16 protein-coding genes are annotated in these 18,021 nt (G+C 69.1%); 4 read left to right on the forward strand and 12 right to left on the reverse strand.

From position 1 onward, the window contains the following. Nucleotides 1-54 precede the first annotated feature (54 nt). The gene (locus MTQ12_RS00860; RefSeq protein ID WP_247423197.1) at nucleotides 55-894 is read left to right on the forward strand and encodes a MetQ/NlpA family ABC transporter substrate-binding protein; all 840 of its coding nucleotides are present in this window, start codon (nucleotides 55-57) and stop codon (nucleotides 892-894) included. A gap of 172 nt (nucleotides 895-1,066) precedes the next feature. Here the strand turns inward: MTQ12_RS00860 and MTQ12_RS00865 are convergent, their stop codons facing one another. From MTQ12_RS00865 to MTQ12_RS00910, 10 genes are all read right to left on the reverse strand, one after another. Then, complete coding sequence (locus MTQ12_RS00865) at nucleotides 1,067-3,823, reverse strand: stealth conserved region 3 domain-containing protein (RefSeq protein WP_247423198.1); 2,757 nt, start codon at nucleotides 3,821-3,823, stop codon at nucleotides 1,067-1,069. A 49-nt stretch (nucleotides 3,824-3,872) separates the two neighbouring features. Beyond that, the gene (locus MTQ12_RS00870) at nucleotides 3,873-4,871 is read right to left on the reverse strand and encodes a hypothetical protein (protein WP_247423200.1); all 999 of its coding nucleotides are present in this window, start codon (nucleotides 4,869-4,871) and stop codon (nucleotides 3,873-3,875) included. Nucleotides 4,872-4,873: 2 nt separating this feature from the next. Next, nucleotides 4,874-6,337 (reverse strand): stealth family protein, encoded by a 1,464-nt coding sequence (locus tag MTQ12_RS00875; RefSeq protein ID WP_247423202.1) that lies wholly within the window; start codon nucleotides 6,335-6,337, stop codon nucleotides 4,874-4,876. 279 nt (nucleotides 6,338-6,616) lie between these two features. Then, the gene (locus MTQ12_RS00880) at nucleotides 6,617-7,669 is read right to left on the reverse strand and encodes a glycosyltransferase (protein ID WP_247423204.1); all 1,053 of its coding nucleotides are present in this window, start codon (nucleotides 7,667-7,669) and stop codon (nucleotides 6,617-6,619) included. Further along, a complete protein-coding gene (locus MTQ12_RS00885; RefSeq protein ID WP_247423636.1) occupies nucleotides 7,666-8,541 on the reverse strand; it encodes a CDP-alcohol phosphatidyltransferase family protein in 876 nt (291 codons plus the stop codon). The genes MTQ12_RS00880 and MTQ12_RS00885 overlap by 4 nt, the downstream gene beginning before the upstream one ends. A 36-nt stretch (nucleotides 8,542-8,577) precedes the next feature. Beyond that, nucleotides 8,578-8,973, reverse strand: coding sequence for a glycerol-3-phosphate cytidylyltransferase (gene tagD, locus MTQ12_RS00890; RefSeq protein ID WP_247423206.1), 396 nt, complete (start codon nucleotides 8,971-8,973; stop codon nucleotides 8,578-8,580). A 198-nt stretch (nucleotides 8,974-9,171) separates the two neighbouring features. Next, the gene (locus tag MTQ12_RS00895; protein WP_247423208.1) at nucleotides 9,172-10,467 is read right to left on the reverse strand and encodes a CDP-glycerol glycerophosphotransferase family protein; all 1,296 of its coding nucleotides are present in this window, start codon (nucleotides 10,465-10,467) and stop codon (nucleotides 9,172-9,174) included. Nucleotides 10,468-10,642: 175 nt separating this feature from the next. Further along, nucleotides 10,643-10,882, reverse strand: a complete 240-nt coding sequence (locus MTQ12_RS00900) for a hypothetical protein (RefSeq protein ID WP_247423210.1) — start codon at nucleotides 10,880-10,882, stop codon at nucleotides 10,643-10,645. A gap of 137 nt (nucleotides 10,883-11,019) precedes the next feature. After that, a complete protein-coding gene (locus tag MTQ12_RS00905) occupies nucleotides 11,020-12,843 on the reverse strand; it encodes a formate--tetrahydrofolate ligase (RefSeq protein WP_247423212.1) in 1,824 nt (607 codons plus the stop codon). Nucleotides 12,844-13,045: 202 nt separating this feature from the next. Next, the gene (locus MTQ12_RS00910; RefSeq protein ID WP_247423214.1) at nucleotides 13,046-13,663 is read right to left on the reverse strand and encodes a hypothetical protein; all 618 of its coding nucleotides are present in this window, start codon (nucleotides 13,661-13,663) and stop codon (nucleotides 13,046-13,048) included. A gap of 264 nt (nucleotides 13,664-13,927) precedes the next feature. Here MTQ12_RS00910 and MTQ12_RS00915 point away from each other — a divergent pair, with 264 nt between their 5' ends. The 3 genes from MTQ12_RS00915 to MTQ12_RS00925 all read left to right on the forward strand — a co-directional run bounded on the left by MTQ12_RS00915 (nucleotide 13,928) and on the right by MTQ12_RS00925 (nucleotide 16,714). Continuing rightward, nucleotides 13,928-14,935 carry an aldo/keto reductase family protein gene (locus tag MTQ12_RS00915; RefSeq protein WP_247423216.1) on the forward strand — a complete coding sequence of 336 codons (1,008 nt, stop codon included), beginning with the start codon at nucleotides 13,928-13,930 and terminating at the stop codon, nucleotides 14,933-14,935. A 472-nt stretch (nucleotides 14,936-15,407) separates the two neighbouring features. Next, on the forward strand, nucleotides 15,408-15,617 hold the full coding sequence (locus MTQ12_RS00920) for a hypothetical protein (RefSeq protein WP_247423218.1): 210 nt from the start codon (nucleotides 15,408-15,410) through the stop codon (nucleotides 15,615-15,617). A gap of 53 nt (nucleotides 15,618-15,670) precedes the next feature. Beyond that, nucleotides 15,671-16,714, forward strand: a complete 1,044-nt coding sequence (locus MTQ12_RS00925) for a hypothetical protein (RefSeq protein WP_247423220.1) — start codon at nucleotides 15,671-15,673, stop codon at nucleotides 16,712-16,714. On the opposite strand, the gene MTQ12_RS00930 is transcribed toward MTQ12_RS00925, so the two are convergent. Further along, a complete protein-coding gene (locus MTQ12_RS00930) occupies nucleotides 16,690-17,181 on the reverse strand; it encodes an NUDIX domain-containing protein (RefSeq protein ID WP_247423222.1) in 492 nt (163 codons plus the stop codon). The two genes, MTQ12_RS00925 and MTQ12_RS00930, sit on opposite strands and share 25 nt — an antisense overlap. A 76-nt stretch (nucleotides 17,182-17,257) precedes the next feature. After that, nucleotides 17,258-18,004, reverse strand: a complete 747-nt coding sequence (locus MTQ12_RS00935) for a DNA-3-methyladenine glycosylase I (RefSeq protein ID WP_282599071.1) — start codon at nucleotides 18,002-18,004, stop codon at nucleotides 17,258-17,260. Nucleotides 18,005-18,021: the final 17 nt, after the last annotated feature.

An 18,021-nucleotide genomic window follows, 5' to 3' on the forward strand; every position in this document is an offset into this window, starting at 1 on the left:
ACCGTCCTCCCGCTCCACCGTCCTCATCCACCCCGTCCTCATCCAAGGAGAACCATGAAGCTCACGCACGCAGCACTCGCCGCGACCACCGTCCTCGCCCTCACCGGCTGCGGCCTCACCGGCGGCGGCTCGGGCGAGGTCGGCACCGAGTCGAACGGCGTCACCACGCTGACCATCGGCACCTCGGTCACCCCGCACGGCGACATCTGGCGCTACATCGACGAGAACCTCGCCGCGGACGCCGGCCTCGACCTCGAGATCAAGGAGTTCACCGACTACTCGCTGCCCAACCGGGCGCTCGTCGACGGCGAGCTCGACGCGAACTACTTCCAGCACCTGCCGTTCCTCGACTCCGAGCGGGAGAACCAGGGCTACGAGCTCTACAACTTCGAGCAGGGCCTCCACATCGAGCCGTTCGCGCTCTACTCGGAGAAGCACACCGACGTCGCGGAGCTGCCCGACGGCGCGACGATCGGCATCAACAACGACCCGGCGAACCAGGGACGTGCGCTCAAGCTGCTCGCCGACAACGGGCTGATCGAGCTGGCCGACGGCGTCGACCCGATCACCGCGACGATCCACGACGTCGCGGAGAACCCGAAGAACCTCGAGTTCGTCGAGGCCGAGGCCGCGCAGCTCGCTCGTACCCTGGCCGACACCGACGCCTCGGTGATCAACGGCAACAACGCGCTCAACGCCGGCCTGTCCTCGAAGGAGGACGGCCTGCTCGTCGAGTCGCCCGAGGGCAACCCGTACCAGAACGTGCTCGTGGTGCGCGCGGGGGACGAGGAGAACGAGGCGATCCAGAAGCTCAACGAGATCGCCCACGACGACTCGGTGCGGACCTTCATCGAGGAGACCTGGCCCAAGGGTGAGGTCATCCCCGCCTTCTGATCGACCCGCTCCTCAGCGACTCCGCCGGATGGGCCGACAGGACGGTCCTGCGACCGGCCGTCGACAAACACCCGAAGGGCCTGCACACCGCCTCGGTGTGCAGGCCCTTCGGCGTACTGTCGTGGTGCACGGCGGACGGCTCAGCGAGCTGCGGACAGTTCGCGCGTTCGCGTCACGACGACTTCTCGAACTCCGTGGGGATGGGCAGGATCTCCTCGAGGAAGTTCGCGACGGCGAAATCGATGATCTCAGGATTCTCCGGGGTCTCCGCCGGCTCACCGAGGGTGATGACATCGAACGATCCCCGGCGCGCCCGCTGCATCCGGCGGCCGAGGTCCCCTGCCCCGAGCGGCAGGTAGGTATAGCGGACGCTGCCGGGCACCGCCCGACCGGTCGCAAAGGCGTAGTACATCGAGAGCGACGAGGCAATAGACAGGTCATCGCTGCCGCGGAATTTCGAACGTACGGTGTCGGCCCATTCCGCGGCATAGCGCTCCTCGATCTCTTCGTTGACCGAACGCCGCTGCGGGTAGGGAGTGTGAAGCATTCCCTGGGTGATGGTGATCCCGAAGTCCCGCTCGAGGAGTGAGCGGTTGCGCATCCCCGCAGCCAAGTGCGGCGGGATGAGACCGGGCAGGTCGTTGATCTTCGTCGGGGAGACGAAGAACTTCATGAGCCCATTGCTGAGGAAGTAGTTCTCCGGCCGCTGGTAGCGCGTAAGCAGGGTGTCGTCGTTGAAGTACAGGTAGTGCTCCGACAGTCCCTCGATGTGGTGGAGGTTCGCCTCGATCGCGTGGGAGTTGAAGGTCGGCAGCGCAGAGTCGTCGGAGAAGATCTCGGAGTGGTCGACGAACTTCAGGCGGTCGCTGCCGGGCCGGTACCACGAGGGACGCTGGCCGGCGGTGACGACGTAGATGTTCCGGATCCAGGGTGCGTTCGCCTCGAGCGCGCGCAGTGCGTACTTGAGCTCGTCGCGGTTCCGGAACCGCCCGGCACTCGTCGCCTCGGCATGGACGGCCCGGTGGAGGAGGACCGACTCGCGGGCGCGTGCCTGCTGCCACTGCTCATCGGTGTCATCCACCCACGTGAAGACCGCGTCGATCGGGAAATCCACGGTCGACCAGAGCCGGCGGGTGACGACTGCTGGGGCAGGGACATTGCGCTCGCCCACCGTGACGTTGGAAAGTGTTCCGAGCTGCTCGGGGGCGATGAGATCGAGCGCTCGGTTGTGCCGCGGCGGGACCAGCCGCCCCTCATCGTCCTCCGCCCAGAGCTCGATGTCGCAGTAGGTGACGGATTCTCGCGTCCCGGCGGTGTCCGCTGCGCTGAGAACGACCCGGAGGACATCGGCCTGTGCCATCTGCACCGGCGGCTCCTCCGCGCTGCTCGGGTTCCAGTGCTCCGTGATGAGACGGGAATTCCCCTTGAACAGGATGATCGACGCTGCCGGTGGCACCTGTTCCGCCAGCGCCGCCACGAGCGCGGGCCTCTCCTCGGCGGGCACCGCGAGCACATGGTGGACGGGGTCGTATGCCGGGATCCAGAACCGTCGGATCCTGGCATCGGCGAGGATCGCGTCGACGGTCGCGAGAACTCGCCGGCTCAGCTGCACCGGTCGCAGGTCGGAGGTCTCCAATCGCATCACCGCATCGGGCCGACCGGTCTGCTGGAGCTCCGGTTCGGAGTCGTGACCGAGGCGGTCCGGACCGGTGTCGGTATTCGCGTGATCCGCAGCGAAGCGGGCTGCGCGATCGAGTCGGTTCGGGATCTCTGACCGGCGTGCGATGAGGTCGCAGAAGAGGGACTTCCACTGCGTGTGGATCCGCTCGGCGGAGAACCGCTCGGCGACGGCCGGGGCACCCGCGGAGAGCTGCTCCCGCAGTTCGCGGTCCGACATGACCAGGGACAGCGCGCTTGTCAGACCGCCGATGTCCCCTGCGGGTACGAGCAGCCCGTTGACTCCGTCGTCGATGATCTCCGCCGGCCCGGTGTCGCAATCGTACGCGATGAGCGGCAGGCCGGCGGCCATGGCTTCGAGAGCGACGAGCGGCAGTCCCTCGGATCGCGAGCTCAGGGCGAACACCGAGGCCTTGGACCACTCCGCGAGCAGATCCGGGACCGGGGGGACCAGTTCGATCCGGGATTCCATCCCCAGCGTCCGGATGAGCTTGCGGAGCGCCTTCTCCTGCGGTCCGCGGCCGTGGATGCGCAACGTCCACCCGGGGTTGTCCGCAGCGGCCTCCGCGAAAGCTTGGATCAGATGGGCGAAGCTCTTCTGAGGCACGAGCCGGCCGGCGGCCAGGATCCGCGTGGAGGTCAAGGACGATTGCGGGTAGAAGATGTCCGGGATGGAGTTGTAGATCGTCTCGAGGCGCGGGGCCATGGGGCCGAGCTCCGCCCGCAGCCATTCGGTGGAGCGGTCGGTCAAGGAGACCAGGCAGTCGATCTCCGGTGCTGCACGCCGCAGCGGCTCCATGCTCGCTGCGCTGCGGCTCACTGCCGCGCGGTGCTCCTGTTCGACGATCACGACCTCCGGCGGTGCGAAGCGTGCCGCCAGGACGGTGAGCGCGGGGGTGGTCGTGACGAGGACGTCGCACTCGACGGCCGCGAGCGCAGCGGGCAGGGCGCTGTCCGAGGCCGAGCAGAACTGATCGTCCCAGGCCTCCGGGATGAGTCTCGACGGGCCCCACCGGCGGTGGATCCTCTGGCTCAGGGTCAGGTCGGACTCGTTCGGCTCCGGCTCCGCTTCGACGACGTAGTCGACCCGGCATCGCGGATCCAGGTCGAAGTAGGGCGTTCCGACCTCTCGATAGACGCTGAGGATCGAAACGACGTCACCGTCATCCGCAAATGAGTTCGCCTGCGCGAAGATCGCGCGCTCCGTGCCGGCTCCGGCATCCGCCGTGGTGAGGACGTAGGTGATTCTCATGCAGGTGCTCCTGGGGTTCGGGTGAGCGGATCGGACCGGATCGCAGGGATCACGGAGCCGGCGGGGGCTCCGTTCCGGTCCGTCGGTGTTCGACGACGAGCGCCCCGCCGGTGGTCCAGTAGGGCCGGAACCGCTCGCGCTTCGGGTGGGCGGCCAGGACGACGGTGTCGTAGCGGACGGCCCCCCGCGGATTGCACAGGTCGCTCAATGAGCGAGCGGGGCGCAGGCGGCCCGCTCCGGTCTCGCAGAAGATGTTCCACACTATCGATGCGCGGTCCTCCGGGAGCTCCGTGCACTCGGACAGCGCTGCGAGCGGGATCTCGAGGATCCACCGCCCGTTCAGCGGCCGGGCCGGGATGGGGACGGCCACCTCCGTGCCGCGGAGCTGGAGCGCCGCGCCGGTGAGATCCGTCGCCACCGGCCGGACCTCGACGACCATCCGGTAGAGAGTGGTGTCGACGTTCTCCACGTGGACCGACGGCCGAGGTGCCAGCACCTGCAGCCCCAATGCTCCGGCCGGGGTCGCCTCCGTGCGACGGACGACGCCGTCGGCATCGTCGGCCGGATCCCGGCGCATCGTCGCGGAGTTCGGCTCGCTGCGCGGTTCGTGGACGAGCGGCCGGATGTCCCGGCCGATCCGGACCCCGATGTCCCAGGCACCGGGTGCGAGGTCGAGGCCCGAGGCATCGAGCACCGCCGTGGCGGTGAGGCGCCGGGGGCCGCGGATGATCGTCGATCCGGCGGTCCGCGGTGCTCCGCCGCCGCGCGGCGTGACGACCACCTCGACCGGGCCGGCCGGTTCCCTCCACAGCTCGATGTCGATGTTGAGGGTGCGGCCGTCGAGCACCACCGCGCGGTGAGCGGTCCCGGCGCTCCGTCTGCGCGTGAGGCGGCGCAGCACCGTCGCCGAGATGCCCACGGCCCGATCGCGACCCGATGCGCGCAGCGCCGATGCCCGACGGCGGGTGCCGCGCAGCACGGCGCGGGCGAGACCGACGGGGTGCGAGATCGCCCGTGCCGCACGTGATGCAGGGGTTCGGGAGCGCATCCTCACACCTCGAAGCTGCTGGGAACGGGGAACCGGTCTTCGAGGAAGTCGCCGAGCAGCGCGGCGAGCTGCTCCTGCTGGTCGTCGGACGTGTTCGTGTCGTTGAGACACAGCACGTCGAGATCGGTGCGCCTGCCGAACCGGAGGAGCCGCAGAGCGGCGTCGGGCCGAGCGATGTCGAGGTACCCGTACCTGATCCTCCCCTCCACCGCCCTGCCGATCGCGTAGGCGTGGAAGTGGTAGAGGGCCGAGGGGATCGAGTAGTCCGCGGGGTGCCGCACGCGGGACGCGGCCACCTCGGCGAACAGTTCCGGGTTCTCGTCCTCCATCGCCTGCAGCACGGAGCGGAGCTGCGGGTGCGGGGTGTGCTTGAACTTGTTCGTCACCGTGCGCCCATGGGTCTCGATCATGAACCTGCGGTTGTTCTTCGCCGCGGCCATCACCGGCAGATCCCGCGCGCTCGGCGGATCAACGTCGAGAACGGCCTTGGACGGGTAGAACTTCGACAGTCCGTTGCCGGTATAGAACAGCTCGGGGCTCGTGGGCCGGCAGAAGAACACATCGTCATTGAGGTAGAGGTAGCGCTCCGCCAACCCCGGGATGTGGTGGAGCTGCGACTCGATGGCATGGGAGTTGAAAACCGGCAGGGCCGACGGGTCGGTGAAGATCTCCGTGTGGTCCACGACGGTGAGCTTCGGATGATCGGTGACCAGCCAGTCGGGCACCTGCCTGTCGGTGACGAGGTAGATGTGGTTGACCCAGGAGCTGTACATCTCCAGTGATCGCAGCGAGTACTTGAGCTCGTCGCGGCTCGCGAATCGCGAAGCCGAATGTGCTGTCTCGTTGACCTCGCTGATGTCGACTCCGAGCAGCGCCGCGTTCTTCCGCTTCAGCCACTCCGGATCGTCGCCGTCCACCCACGTGTAGACCACGTCGACCGGTTCGGTGACCTGCTGGAGCCGAGGCGCGATGATGTCCACCTGTCGCTCGGGGTGTTCCAGCGCGGTCCGCCACACCTCAGGAGTGAGATAGTCGACCACCGTTCGCCGATGGCGGGGCAGGCGGTGGAGCGTGCCGGGCAGATGGGTGGAGCCGTCGACCCGCTCGACGCCGTCGGGAAGCCTCTCCCAGAACAGCACCGTCACCGCTTCCCGCGGGGTGGAGAGCTCACGGCCATCCGGTGACACGATGCGTCGCCGCACCACCGCGGAATCGGCTCCATCACTGGCATCGATATCCCAACCTTCACGCGGGTCGAGGACTCGGAGGGCGCGCACCACCATCGACGCCGCGGCCCGATCGACCACGATCACGGGATCGAAGACGTCGAATCCGGGGAGACGGACGTATTCGCAGTCTGCCGCATCCAGCGCTGACCTGACCGCGCGGACGGCGTCGTCCACTGCCGTCCGGGCGTCGTAGGCGCGATCCACTGTTGCAGGAACGACGTGAGAGGTGAATGGCACCCACCCCTGAACCCGCCCGACGTCCTTGATCCGCCGCTGCCACCGCTCCTCACCGTGTCGAATTCGCGTGATCCTGATCTTCTGTTCGACGGAAAGACGGGAGCCCACCGCGGATCGCAGCCGTCCTACCCAAGGTTTCAGCGGCATCGTCTCAACCACACTCCATACTCGTGATCTGCGCGGGCATCGCCATGGTAGGCAACCGCCCGCATCCTCCTCGTCAGCGTCGATGCCCGGATCCGTTCGACGGCCGGGCACCTCGACCGCTTTTCGCTCCGGTTACACCACCGGGGGGCGACCGTGAATCGTCATCCGGGCCACTCCTCGGCCGGTGAGCTTGGTGCGCACCTCGTCCGGCCCCCACGGGTCATCCTTCCAGCCGTCCCGCCAGCCCTCGAACCACGGACGCAGCTGCTCCGGCTTGCCGGACCAGGCGAGCGTCTGCATCACCGTCCACGAGCCCACGTAGGCCAGCCCGATGGGCCACGGGAGGTTGCGTCGGGCCAGCCACACCCGGTTGCGCGCATTCATGTAGAAGTACTCGTCGTGGCGCCGCTGGTCGATGACGGGGTGGGCCACGGCGACCTCCCCCATGTACCAGACCTGGAAGCCCGCGTCCCAGATCCGCCAGGCGAGTTCGATGCCCTCGTGCGCGTACCAGAACGGGGCGGGCCAGCCGCCGGCGGCGTCGAAGGCCTTGCGCTGCAGGCACACCGCACCCTCCCACACGGAGAACACGTTGGAGGAGTGCGCGGCGGAGCGCTTGTAGAGGCGCGGGATCCAGCGGCGCGGCGCGGTGGCCGCGTCCGGGTCGAGGACGCGGGGCTGGATCAGGCCGATCCCCGGCTTCGTCCGCATGAGCTGGGCCATCTTCATCAACGTCGTGTCGTCGGACAGCCAGGCGTCGTCGTCGAGGAAGAAGATGAACTCGCCGGACACGTGCGGCACGCCCTCATTGCGCCCGGCGGGAATCCCGATGTTCTCCGGCAGCTCGAGGGTCTTGACGCCGTCGGGCAGCCCGGTGGGCTTCCAGCCGTTGCCCACGCACACGACGTCGAGCTCGACGCCGCGCTGGGCGAGCACGGAGTCGACGGCACGGCACAGCTCGCCGCGGCGCTTCCCCTGGGTGAGGATCACGACCCCGAAGCGGTACTTCCGCGAACGCGGGGGCCGCAGCACCGGGGTGCGGCGCGGAGCCGTGTTCGGGGCCTCATGGGTTCCGCGCACCGCGCGCTCGCGCGCCCGCCGCGCACGGGCGATGTCGTGCTGGCGCGAGGTGCGCGAGCCCCCGAGGTCGTCCGGGGACAGCGGATAGGCGCTATCAGGACTCATGCGCGCAGCCTCCTCGAGGCCATGATCGCCACGAAGTGGCCGATCACCGACAGCAGGCACAGCGGCACGAGCAGGAGCACGAGCCACCGCTCGCCGAGCAGCCCGGGATCGCCGACGACGGGCACGGGCCCGGCGACGCCCATGATCGCGGCACCCGCGGTGACGAGCGCAGCGACGACGGCGAGCATCGAGAGCTCGACGGAGTGGTAGATCCGGTGGAAGGGGACGAACCGGGCCGCGCGCCGCGCCGCACCGAGGACTCCCCCGTGCACGGCGGTGGCCTGGGCGGTGTCCGCCAGCCGTCCGAAGCCGGCGAAGGCGCGCGACACGTGCACCATGTCGTTGAGCGCCTTGTTGAAGAGGACGAGCGCGGCGAGCAGGGCGCCCGCGAGCAGGTAGGGGTAGGCGGTGCCGGGGTCGGTGCGCAGCAGCCCGAGCTCGCCCACGGCACGGACGCCGAGCGCCACGGCGACGAGACCTTCCGTCGTGTAGTGCCCGACCTTGTCGAGGAAGACTCCGGCCGCGCCCGAGGTGCCCCGCCAGCGTGCCACCTCGCCGTCGCAGCAGTCGAGGTAGAGCTGCACCTGGGAGAACAGAAGTGCGAGCACCGCACCCCAGATCCCCGGGATGAGCAGGGAGGCGGCGATGCACCAGCCCGCGAGGATCATGAGCGCGGTGACGCCGGTGGCGGAGATCCGGGTCCGCACGAGGAGTGCGGTGCAGTAGATCGAGATGTGGCGCAGGTACAGCTGAGCGGTCCAGTGCTCGGCGTTCTTCCGGCTGCGGACCTCGGGCGGCTGGGCGACGGCGCGGAGCTGCTCGAGCGTGGGGCGGGCAGGTCGGGATGCACCGGTGCTGCGCTCCTGCTGCATCGTCATCGCGTCCTCCTCTCCCGTGTGTGCGCTCGCTCAGCGCGGCTGCGCGGCGAGGTCGTTCTTGATCCGGGTGGTGGAGATCTCCGGGGTGCGCGGCAGGTACACGACCTCACAGCGACCCTTGAGGAAATCGAACTCGCCCATCCAGTCGTCACCCATGACGAAGGTGTCGATGTGGAATCGGTCGACGTCGGCCTCCTTCTGCTCCCAGGTCTCCTCCGGGATCACGAGGTCCACGTAGCGGATCGCCTCGAGCATGTTCTTGCGGTCGGTGTAGGAGAAGAAGGATTCCTTGCCCTTGCCGGCGTTGAATTCGTCGGTCGACAGCGCGACGACGAGGTAGTCGCCCTGCTCCTTGCAGCGCTGGAGCAACCGGATGTGGCCGTAGTGGAGCAGGTCGAAAGTGCCGTAGGTGATGACCCGGCGCATACATGCCTCCGCGGTGGTGGTGTTTCACTGGCTCCGCACCGGCATCATCGGCGGCCTCGAGGAGCGCAGTCGTTCATGGTTGTGTCGCAGTATAGTTCCTGTTTCGTCACCGTGCGTTCACCTGGGCGGCAGGGGCCTCCCCTGGGCCGCCGGGAGAGGCCGAACACCGTCCGATCCGCGGGGCCGGGCGGTCACCCCTCAAGAGTCTGCGAGCTGCGCGTCCCGCAGGCGGAGGAGCTCCAGGCTGCGGTCCTCGAAGCGCGCCTGCTGGGCACCGGGGCTCGTGTCGCCCAGGTAGTGGCGACCGGCGGCGAGGCGCTCCTCCCGGCCGGTGCCCCCGGTGAGCTCAACGGACAGCGCCGCCACTACCTCGGTGGCGGCACCGGGCATGTTCGGCCGCACGGCGGGGACCCGGTCGAACAGCCCGCCGGCGAGCACCTCGGCCCCGGGATGGACGGGGCGGAGCATGACGAGCGGCTTGCCCGTCGCGAGCCAGTCGAAGGCGACCGAGGACATCTCCGCGATGCACGCGTCCGCGGCATCGAACTGCCAGCCCACGTTCGGGGAGTCGTCGACACGCGAGCCCGGTGCGGCGGAGACGAGGGCGGACACCCGCTCGTGCGCGCGGGCGAAACGCGGATCGATCCGGCCGGTGCGCGGGTGCGGCCGGTAAAGGACTCGCATCCCGGCCGCGTGGAGCGCCGTCACGAGCGCTTCCCCCGCTTCCGGGAGGGTGCCGTAGGCCATCGCCGGCGAATCACCCTCCCAGGTGGGGGCGAGGAACACGAGCGGGCGGGGATCGGCGGCTGGGTGATCGCCTCCGCCCAAGATGCCGGCGAGCACGTCTTCCGGCGTCGCGCGCGGGGCGTCGAGCTGGGGACGGCCGACGTCGACGAGGCGCTCGGCGGGCAGCTCGATGAGCGTGCCGAGCAGGCGGGCCCGGGCCGCGGGGCCGGCGGTGAACACGCGGTCGTAGGCCTTGAGCTGGTTGGAGATCATCGAGATCTTCTCGCTCTCCCCGTGGCTCAGATGGACGTGGGCCGGCCGCGGGTACCGCAGCGCCTGGAAGTTCTGGGTCGCCTGGTTGGCGTAGAACACCACCCGCAGGCTCGGCGCCGACATGAAGGCGCCGAGTCCGGAGGAGTGCCTGGAGTAGCGCACTGGCAGGTCCGTGCGCTCGGTGAGGCGCTGGGCATGGGGGGCCGAGCGGGTGAGGATCCCGAAGGGCTCGGCGATCCCGGTCTCCTCCCGCAGCCGCTCGGCGAGCCGCTCGAAGGGCCACAGCCACTGCTCGAGCTGGTAGAGCGAGCCGTCGTCCCCGGCATGGTGGGCGGCAGCGATGAAGGTATCCGCGGGCTGCGGGCGGTAGGCGGCGGGGAGCCGGGCCGCAGCGGTGCGCTCGGCGAGGAGGCGGGAGCCGGCGCGGGCTGCGGATCGAGCGACCCGGGCCGCCAGGCGCAGACGCGAGGAGGGGGACGGCTCGGGGCGATTCATGCGACCTATTATGCCGGGGCCCGGGAACCGGGCCGACCCGGCGCGGGAGGTGCAACCCCGACCTGCCCAGGGTTCGACGATCACCATCCGTGACCACCCCATGTTTTCCTGGGAGACGACTGCGGAAACGTCGATCCGCGGCGGGTTCGTCAGCCGTGGCTTCGGTGCAACAGCATCAACCGTTGTCATCCTCACCATCGGAGTCGCCATCGCCGGGGTTCTGCTCGCCATCACCAGTGCCCTGGCCGCGGTCCTCGGAATCCTCACCACCTGAACCGTCACCATCGGGATCCCCGCCGTCGGAATCACCGTCGGATTCGCCGTCCTCGTCCGCGCCGCCACCCAGGTCGAAGGTGACCGGGTTGTCGAACCACGGATCTTCGGAGTCGTAGAACATCGGCGACGACCCCAGCATGATTCAGATTGCGGCCCGACGAGGAGCCCGATGATCCCGCCTACGGCCACGGCTCCCTAGGCCACCAGGCACCCCGGTGGATTCCGTCCCTGTGCGTTCATGTCGTCATCGTCATCGGCCGGGACACCCGGGCAGTGTCAGAACAATCCGGTGATCCGCCCGTCGCCGTCCACATCGATCTTCAGCGCCGCCGGATTGCGTGGAAGCCCCGGCATCGTCATGATCTCACCACAGATGACGACGACGAATCCCGCGCCTGCGGACAGCCGGACATCGCGCACCGTGAGCGTGTGGCCGGTCGGCGCGCCCAGCTGCGCGGCATCCGTCGAGAACGAGTACTGCGTCTTCGCGATGCACACCGGCAGCCCGCCGAAACCCTCCTCGGTGAACATGTCGAGCTTCTTCCGCACGGCGGCGAGGATCTCGATGCCCAATGCCCCGTAAGTCCGCACCGCGATCGCCTCGATCTTGTCCTCCAGGGACTCGTCGAGGTCGTAGCAGTACTGCGGCGTGGGAGCATTCGGTGCGGGAGCAATCGACGTGGGTGCATTCGATTCGGATTCAGTGGCTCCCGCGGCACCGGCAGAGGCACCCGTGCTGGCACCGGCGGCAGCACCCCCGGCCGCAGCGCCACCCTCCACCGCGCCGACGACGGCCCGCGCCAGGTCGACCGCACCCGCGCCGCCATCGGCCCAGTGCGTCGCAGGCACCGCGGCGATCCCCTCGGCGGCGAGCAGCTCGACGAGGCGGTCCACCTCGGCGTCAGTGTCCGAGGGGAACCGATTGATGCTCACCACCGTGGCCACGCCGAACACCTCGCTCAGGTTCGACAGGTGCCGCCGGAGGTTCGGCAGCCCCGCCTCGAGCGCCTCGAGGTTCTCCAGCTCGAGGTCGGCCCGCGGCACCCCGCCGTGATACTTCAGCGCGCGCACCGTCGCGACGACCACCGCCGCATCCGGCCACGAGTCCATGGCCCGCATGGTGATATCGAGGAACTTCTCCGCACCCAGGTCGGCGCCGAATCCCGCCTCTGTCACGGCCCACTGGCCGAACCGGCGAGCGGCGGCCGTGGCGAGCACACTGTTGCAGCCGTGGGCGATGTTCGCGAACGGCCCGCCATGGATGAACGCCGGCGTATGCTCGATCGTCTGCACGAGATTCGGTCGCAGTGCATTGCGCAGCAGCGCAGTCATCGCCCCGGCCGCGCCGAGGTCGTCGACGGTCACAGCCTTCTTCGAACGGGTGCGCGCGACGACGATCCGGCCCAGGCGCTCCTTGAGGTCCTCGAGCGAGGTCGCCAGGCAGAAGATCGCCATGACCTCGCTCGCGACGACGATGTCGAAGGCGTCCTCGCGCGGGATCCCACCGTTGTAGCCGCCGAGCCCGATCGCGATCTGCCGCAGGGCACGGTCGTTGAGATCGACGACGCGCCGGATCGTGATGCGCCGCGGGTCGATGTCGAGCTCGTTGCCGAAGTGCATGTGGTTGTCGAGCATCGTGCACGCGAGGTTGTTCGCGAGCGCGATCGCGGCGAAGTCCCCGGTGAAGTGGAGATTGATGTCCTCCATCGGCAGCACCTGAGCCCAGCCGCCGCCGGCTGCTCCGCCCTTCATCCCGAACACCGGGCCGAGGCTCGGCTCACGCAGCGCGAGCACCGCCGGCGCCTTGCCCTCGACCGCCGGCCAGTTCTCCTCGCGCGCAAGGTGTCCGAACGCATCGGCAAGCCCGATGCTCGTCGTCGTCTTGCCCTCACCGGCAGGCGTCGGGCTCATCGCGGTGACGAGGACGAGCCTGCCGGGAGCGGCGACCGCCTCGGCCCCGGTCGCGAGCACGCTCAGCGGCAGCTTCGCCGCGTGGTGACCATGGGGCACGATGTCCTCATAGCTCAGCCCGATCGACGCGGCGATCTCACCGATCGGCTTGAGCTCGGCGCGGGACGCGATCTCGATATCAGTGGACATGAGCCCAGTATGCCCGGACCACCCCATCGAACACAGATGAGCGATGCGCTCGTTTCGCAGAGTGCTTCCCGGCCAGCCCGGCCACAGCGCTCCGGCGACGGGCACAGTCTCGGACGCCTCCCCTCCACCCGGCTCGACCGCGGGCACCGACGGCGGCACGGCACGTCTCAGCTCACGCGGGGCGCCTCGGACGGAGCGCGGTTCAGGCCCAGCCGAATCGGTCCTGGTAGACGTGGTCGCACACGCTGGCCTCCGGCTCCCAGGGCTCGGGCGCAGGCAGCGGCTCTCCCGATTCGGTGTCGACGAGCCAGCAGTCGCCGGCGCGGATCCGCACCCGTTGCTCCTCCTGGTCGTAGTCGAAGACGGAGATCTTCGCGCCCAGCGTGAACACGTGGGCGTGCACGTGGGCGGCGACCGACATCGCCGAGGATCCCAGGCCGTGGATGAAGATTGCGCGCCCAGCCCGGCGCAGCTCGCCCTGCTCGAGGTAGAACTTCTCCCACGCCACCGGGTCGATCTCGCGGAGGTCGTCGATGTCGGGCACGTGGTAGCTCGGGGTGAGGAGCTGGTGGTGGAGCACCTCCTGGTCGGCGAAGTGCGCGTAAGGGTAGATATTCTCGCCGAGGATCGGCTCGCTCGGATCGGTGAGACCGGCGTCACGCGCCTTGCGGATCATCTTCCCCATCGCGCAGGGGCGCCGCTCGGGGAAGATCGCCTTCTCCTCGAGCACGTCGTGCTGGTACTGCGCCTGCACCTCGGGCCGGCGCACGCTCGTCGCCTCGAGCGTGATCTGCGGGGTGAGGGTTCGTGAGGTGTCCACAGTGAGCGAGTATACGAGCGGCGATGACCGGCAGCAGTCGCCGAGGTGAATGGCGCGCGAGCCTGCCCGAGGCCGACCGGCACCGCCGCTGCCCGGACTCTTCCCCGGATTCCGGACCGGCACCGGCGTCACTCTGGCCCAGCGCCCCGACCACGGCTGAGGCCCGGCACCCTTTCCGCGGTGCCGTCGCCTCGGTAGGCTCGCACATGGCACGCATGCGCTCGCGCACCCGTGAGCACCCACCCTCACCAGCAGGAGGAACACATGGAATTCCGGTATCTCGGCAACAGCGGTCTCAAGATCTCGGAGATCACCTACGGCAACTGGCTCACCCACGGCTCCCAGGTGGAGAACGACATCGCCACACAGTGTGTGCACGCCGCGCTCGACGCCGGCATCACCACCTTCGACACCGCCGACGTCTACGCCAACACCCGCGCCGAGCAGGTGCTCGGCGACGCGCTCGCCGGGCAGCGGCGCGAGTCCCTGGAGATCTTCACCAAGGTCTACTGGCCCACCGGGCCCCGCGGCCACAACGACTCCGGCCTGTCGCGCAAGCACATCCTCGAGTCGATCAACGGTTCGCTCAGGCGGCTGGGCACCGACTACGTCGACCTCTACCAGGCGCACCGCTTCGACTACGAGACCCCGCTCGAGGAGACCATGCAGGCCTTCGCCGACGTGGTCCGGCAGGGCAAGGCCCTCTACATCGGGGTGAGCGAATGGACGGCGGAGCAGATCCGCGCCGGGCATGCGCTCGCGGAGGACCTCGGCGTGCAGCTGATCTCCTCGCAGCCGCAGTACAACATGCTGTGGCGCGTCATCGAGGCCGAGGTCATCCCCGCGTGCGAGGAGCTCGGCATCTCCCAGATCGTGTGGTCGCCGATCGCGCAGGGCGTGCTCACCGGCAAGTACGCTCCCGGCGGGGAGCTGCCCGCCGGATCGCGAGCGACCGACGAGAAGGGCGGCGGTGCCCAGAGCATCAAGCGCTATCTCACCGACGAGGTGCTCGCCGGGGTCGAACAGCTCAAGCCGATCGCCGCGGATCTGGGGCTGTCCATGGCGCAGCTCGCCGTGGCGTGGGTGCTCGCGAACGACAACGTCGCCTCTGCGCTCGTCGGTGCGTCGAAGCCGGAGCAGGTGGCCGACAACGTCGGCGCCGCCGGGGTGAAGCTCGAGCCCGAGGTCCTGTCCCGCATCGACGCGGTCGTCGGGAACCTCGCAGTCACCGATCCGGCGAAGACCGTCTCCCCCGACACCCGCCCGAGCTGACCCGACGGCCCACTACTCACCACTCAATTTCCTGCGGTTTCTGTGAACGAAACCGCAGGAAATTGCGGTTTCAGGGGGTGCGTGAGTTGGCGTGTTGGTGGTGATTCAGAGATGGCGGGTATGCAGTGCTGGGCTGATGGAAGCTCAGCGAGCCAAGTCTGGCAGTCAGTCCGCCCGAAGTGCTGACACTTGTGCCCAGCCGGTCCGACTCGCCGAACCCGGGACTCGGGCGGAGCAGCGCGCTGATTCCAGGACTTACTCAGCTCGTCGAGGTGTCACTCATGCTCGGTCGGCTCTTCGAGCTGCCATGTGCGCACGATTTCTGCCTGGGAGTTCGAGCCCGAGCGGCAGGTCGGCGGGATCGGCAGGTCGATGCGGCCCGTGTGTCGGAACCGGCACAGGTTCGCCACGTTCGAAAGCGCGCCGAGGGGTTGACTGGTCCCAGCACCCGCCGCCACACCGAGGAGACCCCGTGCAGCACTATCGGCACTCCCCCACATCGCGCGACATCCCTCGCGACCTCTACGGCATTCCCGTCATCCCCGGCTCCACCTCGGTGCCGACTCCTGCCGCTGCCGGCAGGCGCCCCTCGCGGAAGATCCGCACCTTCCTGCTCGTGGCCGTGCTCGGCGGCCTCGGGCTCGGGGTGCCGGTCGCGGCATCGGCATTCGGGATGCTCTGATTCGCCCAGCGTCGGCCTGACCACCAGCTCCTACGCCCGCGTAGACTTGATCCATGTCTGACACCCCCGACTCGACCGCGAGCGCATCCGCGAAGCCCACCTCTGCATCCGCCTCGTCCGGATCGGCGAAGTCGGGTTCCGCCTCGTCCGCATCGGCGACGACCTCGCAGGCGAAGTCGACCCAGAAGGACACATCGACCTCGACATCGAAGAAGACCGGCGCGAAGAAGGCCGGAACGAAGAAGGCCGGCGCGAAGAAGACCGCTACCGCCAAGTCCAGCCCGAAGGCAGGTGCGAAGTCGACGAGCGCGAAGCCGAAGTCGTCAGCGAAGAAGTCGGTGAAGAAGCCGAAGTCCTCGGCGAAGTCGACCGCCGAGTCGACCGCGCAGTCGACCCCCTCCACACCGTCAGCGACGTCGTCGCAGACGAAGTCCGGCCCGCCCTCGCAGACACCTGCGAAGTCAAAGCCGCCGACGAGATCGAAGTCCCCGGCCACCGCGGCACCGGTCGCAGCCGAGAAGCCGAGCTCGTCTGCATCGGCATCCGCATCGGCGCCGGCGACGAGCACGGGCCGGGGCTCCGCCGCGCCCGTCATCGACAGCTCCTTCGTCGCGGAGTTCGCGCCGCGCTACGAGATCACTGGGATCGAGCAGCGCGTCCTGGAGAAGGACGGGCCGAAGGCCCGCAAGAAGGGCCGGATGAAGCGCAAGGGCTTCCTCCGCGTGGGTCAGTGGAAGGGCCTCGCCGTGCTCAACCGCCTTGAGCACCACGCGAAGCACGACATCCGGTTCATCACCTCGGTCGCGCTCGACGACGACACCCCGGACAAGTTCCGCATCGACATCCTCCGCACCCTCGACGGCGTCGGTGTGCCGCTCGCCAGCTCGCTCCTGTCCGCGGTGTACCCCAAGCGCTTCGCGATCATGGACGCCCGAGCCGTGGGAGCACTCCACGCCGCCGGTCACCTCGATTCGGACAACCCGGCCCGGATCGACTACCTCGACTACAACTCCACGCTCATGACCCTCGCCGATGCCTGCGGCTGCGCACCCGTCGAGCTCTACCGCGCCCTCTACGCCTGGTCCGACGCCCAGTAACCCGGCGTCGAATCCCGCGGTGCCTGCACCGATCGAGCGCGCAGCCGTTTGCGCAGGTGCGGGATCACGTGGTCGCGGGTGAGAGAAGCGAACTGCCGCGCCGGGGTGTCCGCCGGCAGCGCGTCCCAGGGGAACCAGCCGGCCTCCTCGATCTCCTCGAGCACCTGCGGTTCCTCGACGTCGAGCCCGTCCGGGATCCCGTCATGGAGGAACACCGTGCCGGTGACGGAGAACCCCGCCTCGTTGGCCGCCCGCGCCGTCCACGTCCCGAGCTCCTCGAGATCGACCGGGTCGAGCGCGAGCCCGAGCTCCTCGGCGATCTCCCGTACGATCGCCTGCACTGCGGACTCGCCCGGTTCCGGCTTGCCGCCGGGCAGCATGAAGGACGTCGTCCCGGACTTCCGCACCATGAGCAGGCGCTGCCCATCCGGGTGCACGACGACGAGCGCGGACACGACGATGTTCATTCCGGCCACCGCCTCGGAACCGCTGCACCATCCACGGGGATCGTCCCGGCCCCGGCCCAGGCCCGCGCAGCTGCCCTCATGCAGGCCACCGCCCTGACACCCCTCGTCGGTGCGAACCGAGCAGGTGCGTGTCGACGATCCCGACCGCCTCGAACAGCGCGTACATGGTCGTCGGACCGACGAACGCGAAGCCGCGCTTCTTCAGCGCCTTCGACAGCGCCGTCGACTCCGCGCTCACCGTGGGCACCTCCGTCATGGTCCGCGGCTGCGGCGTCGTCTCCGGAGCGAAGGACTCGATGAACGCCACGAGACCGCCTCCGTCACGCAGTGCGATCGTGGCGCGAGCATTCCGGAGGCAGGCCTCGATCTTGCCGCGGTGCCGGATGATTCCCGGGTCCTCGAGCAGCCGCGCGACGTCCCCGCTCCCGAACTCGGCGACCGCGTCGACGTCGAAGCCGGCGAACACCTCGCGGAACCGCGGGCGCTTGCGGAGGATCGTCAGCCACGACAGCCCCGCCTGGAACCCCTCGAGGCTCAGCCGTTCGAACATCCCCGTCTCCGAGGTGACCGGCAGTCCCCACTCGGTGTCGTAGTAGTCGAGCAGCAGCGGGTGCCCGTACGCCCATGGCGTCCGCGCCTTCCCGTCCTCGCCGACGACCGGCCCGCCGGGTTCATCGGCAACCTGCCGGCTCACCGGCCCCGAGGCGGGTTCTCCTGCGGAGGTCGGCAGCTGGGTCGGTGCCGCACCGGGGCTGTCGGCCGGCCCTGTCGCGGCCGGCTCTGCCGCCTCATCCGTCCGACGGGGTTCCTGCGGTGCACTCATGGATGCGAGTCTACGGG

It is taken from the genome of Brevibacterium sp. R8603A2, from assembly GCF_023072605.1.
Taxonomy (GTDB): Bacteria; Actinomycetota; Actinomycetes; order Actinomycetales; family Brevibacteriaceae; genus Brevibacterium; species Brevibacterium pityocampae.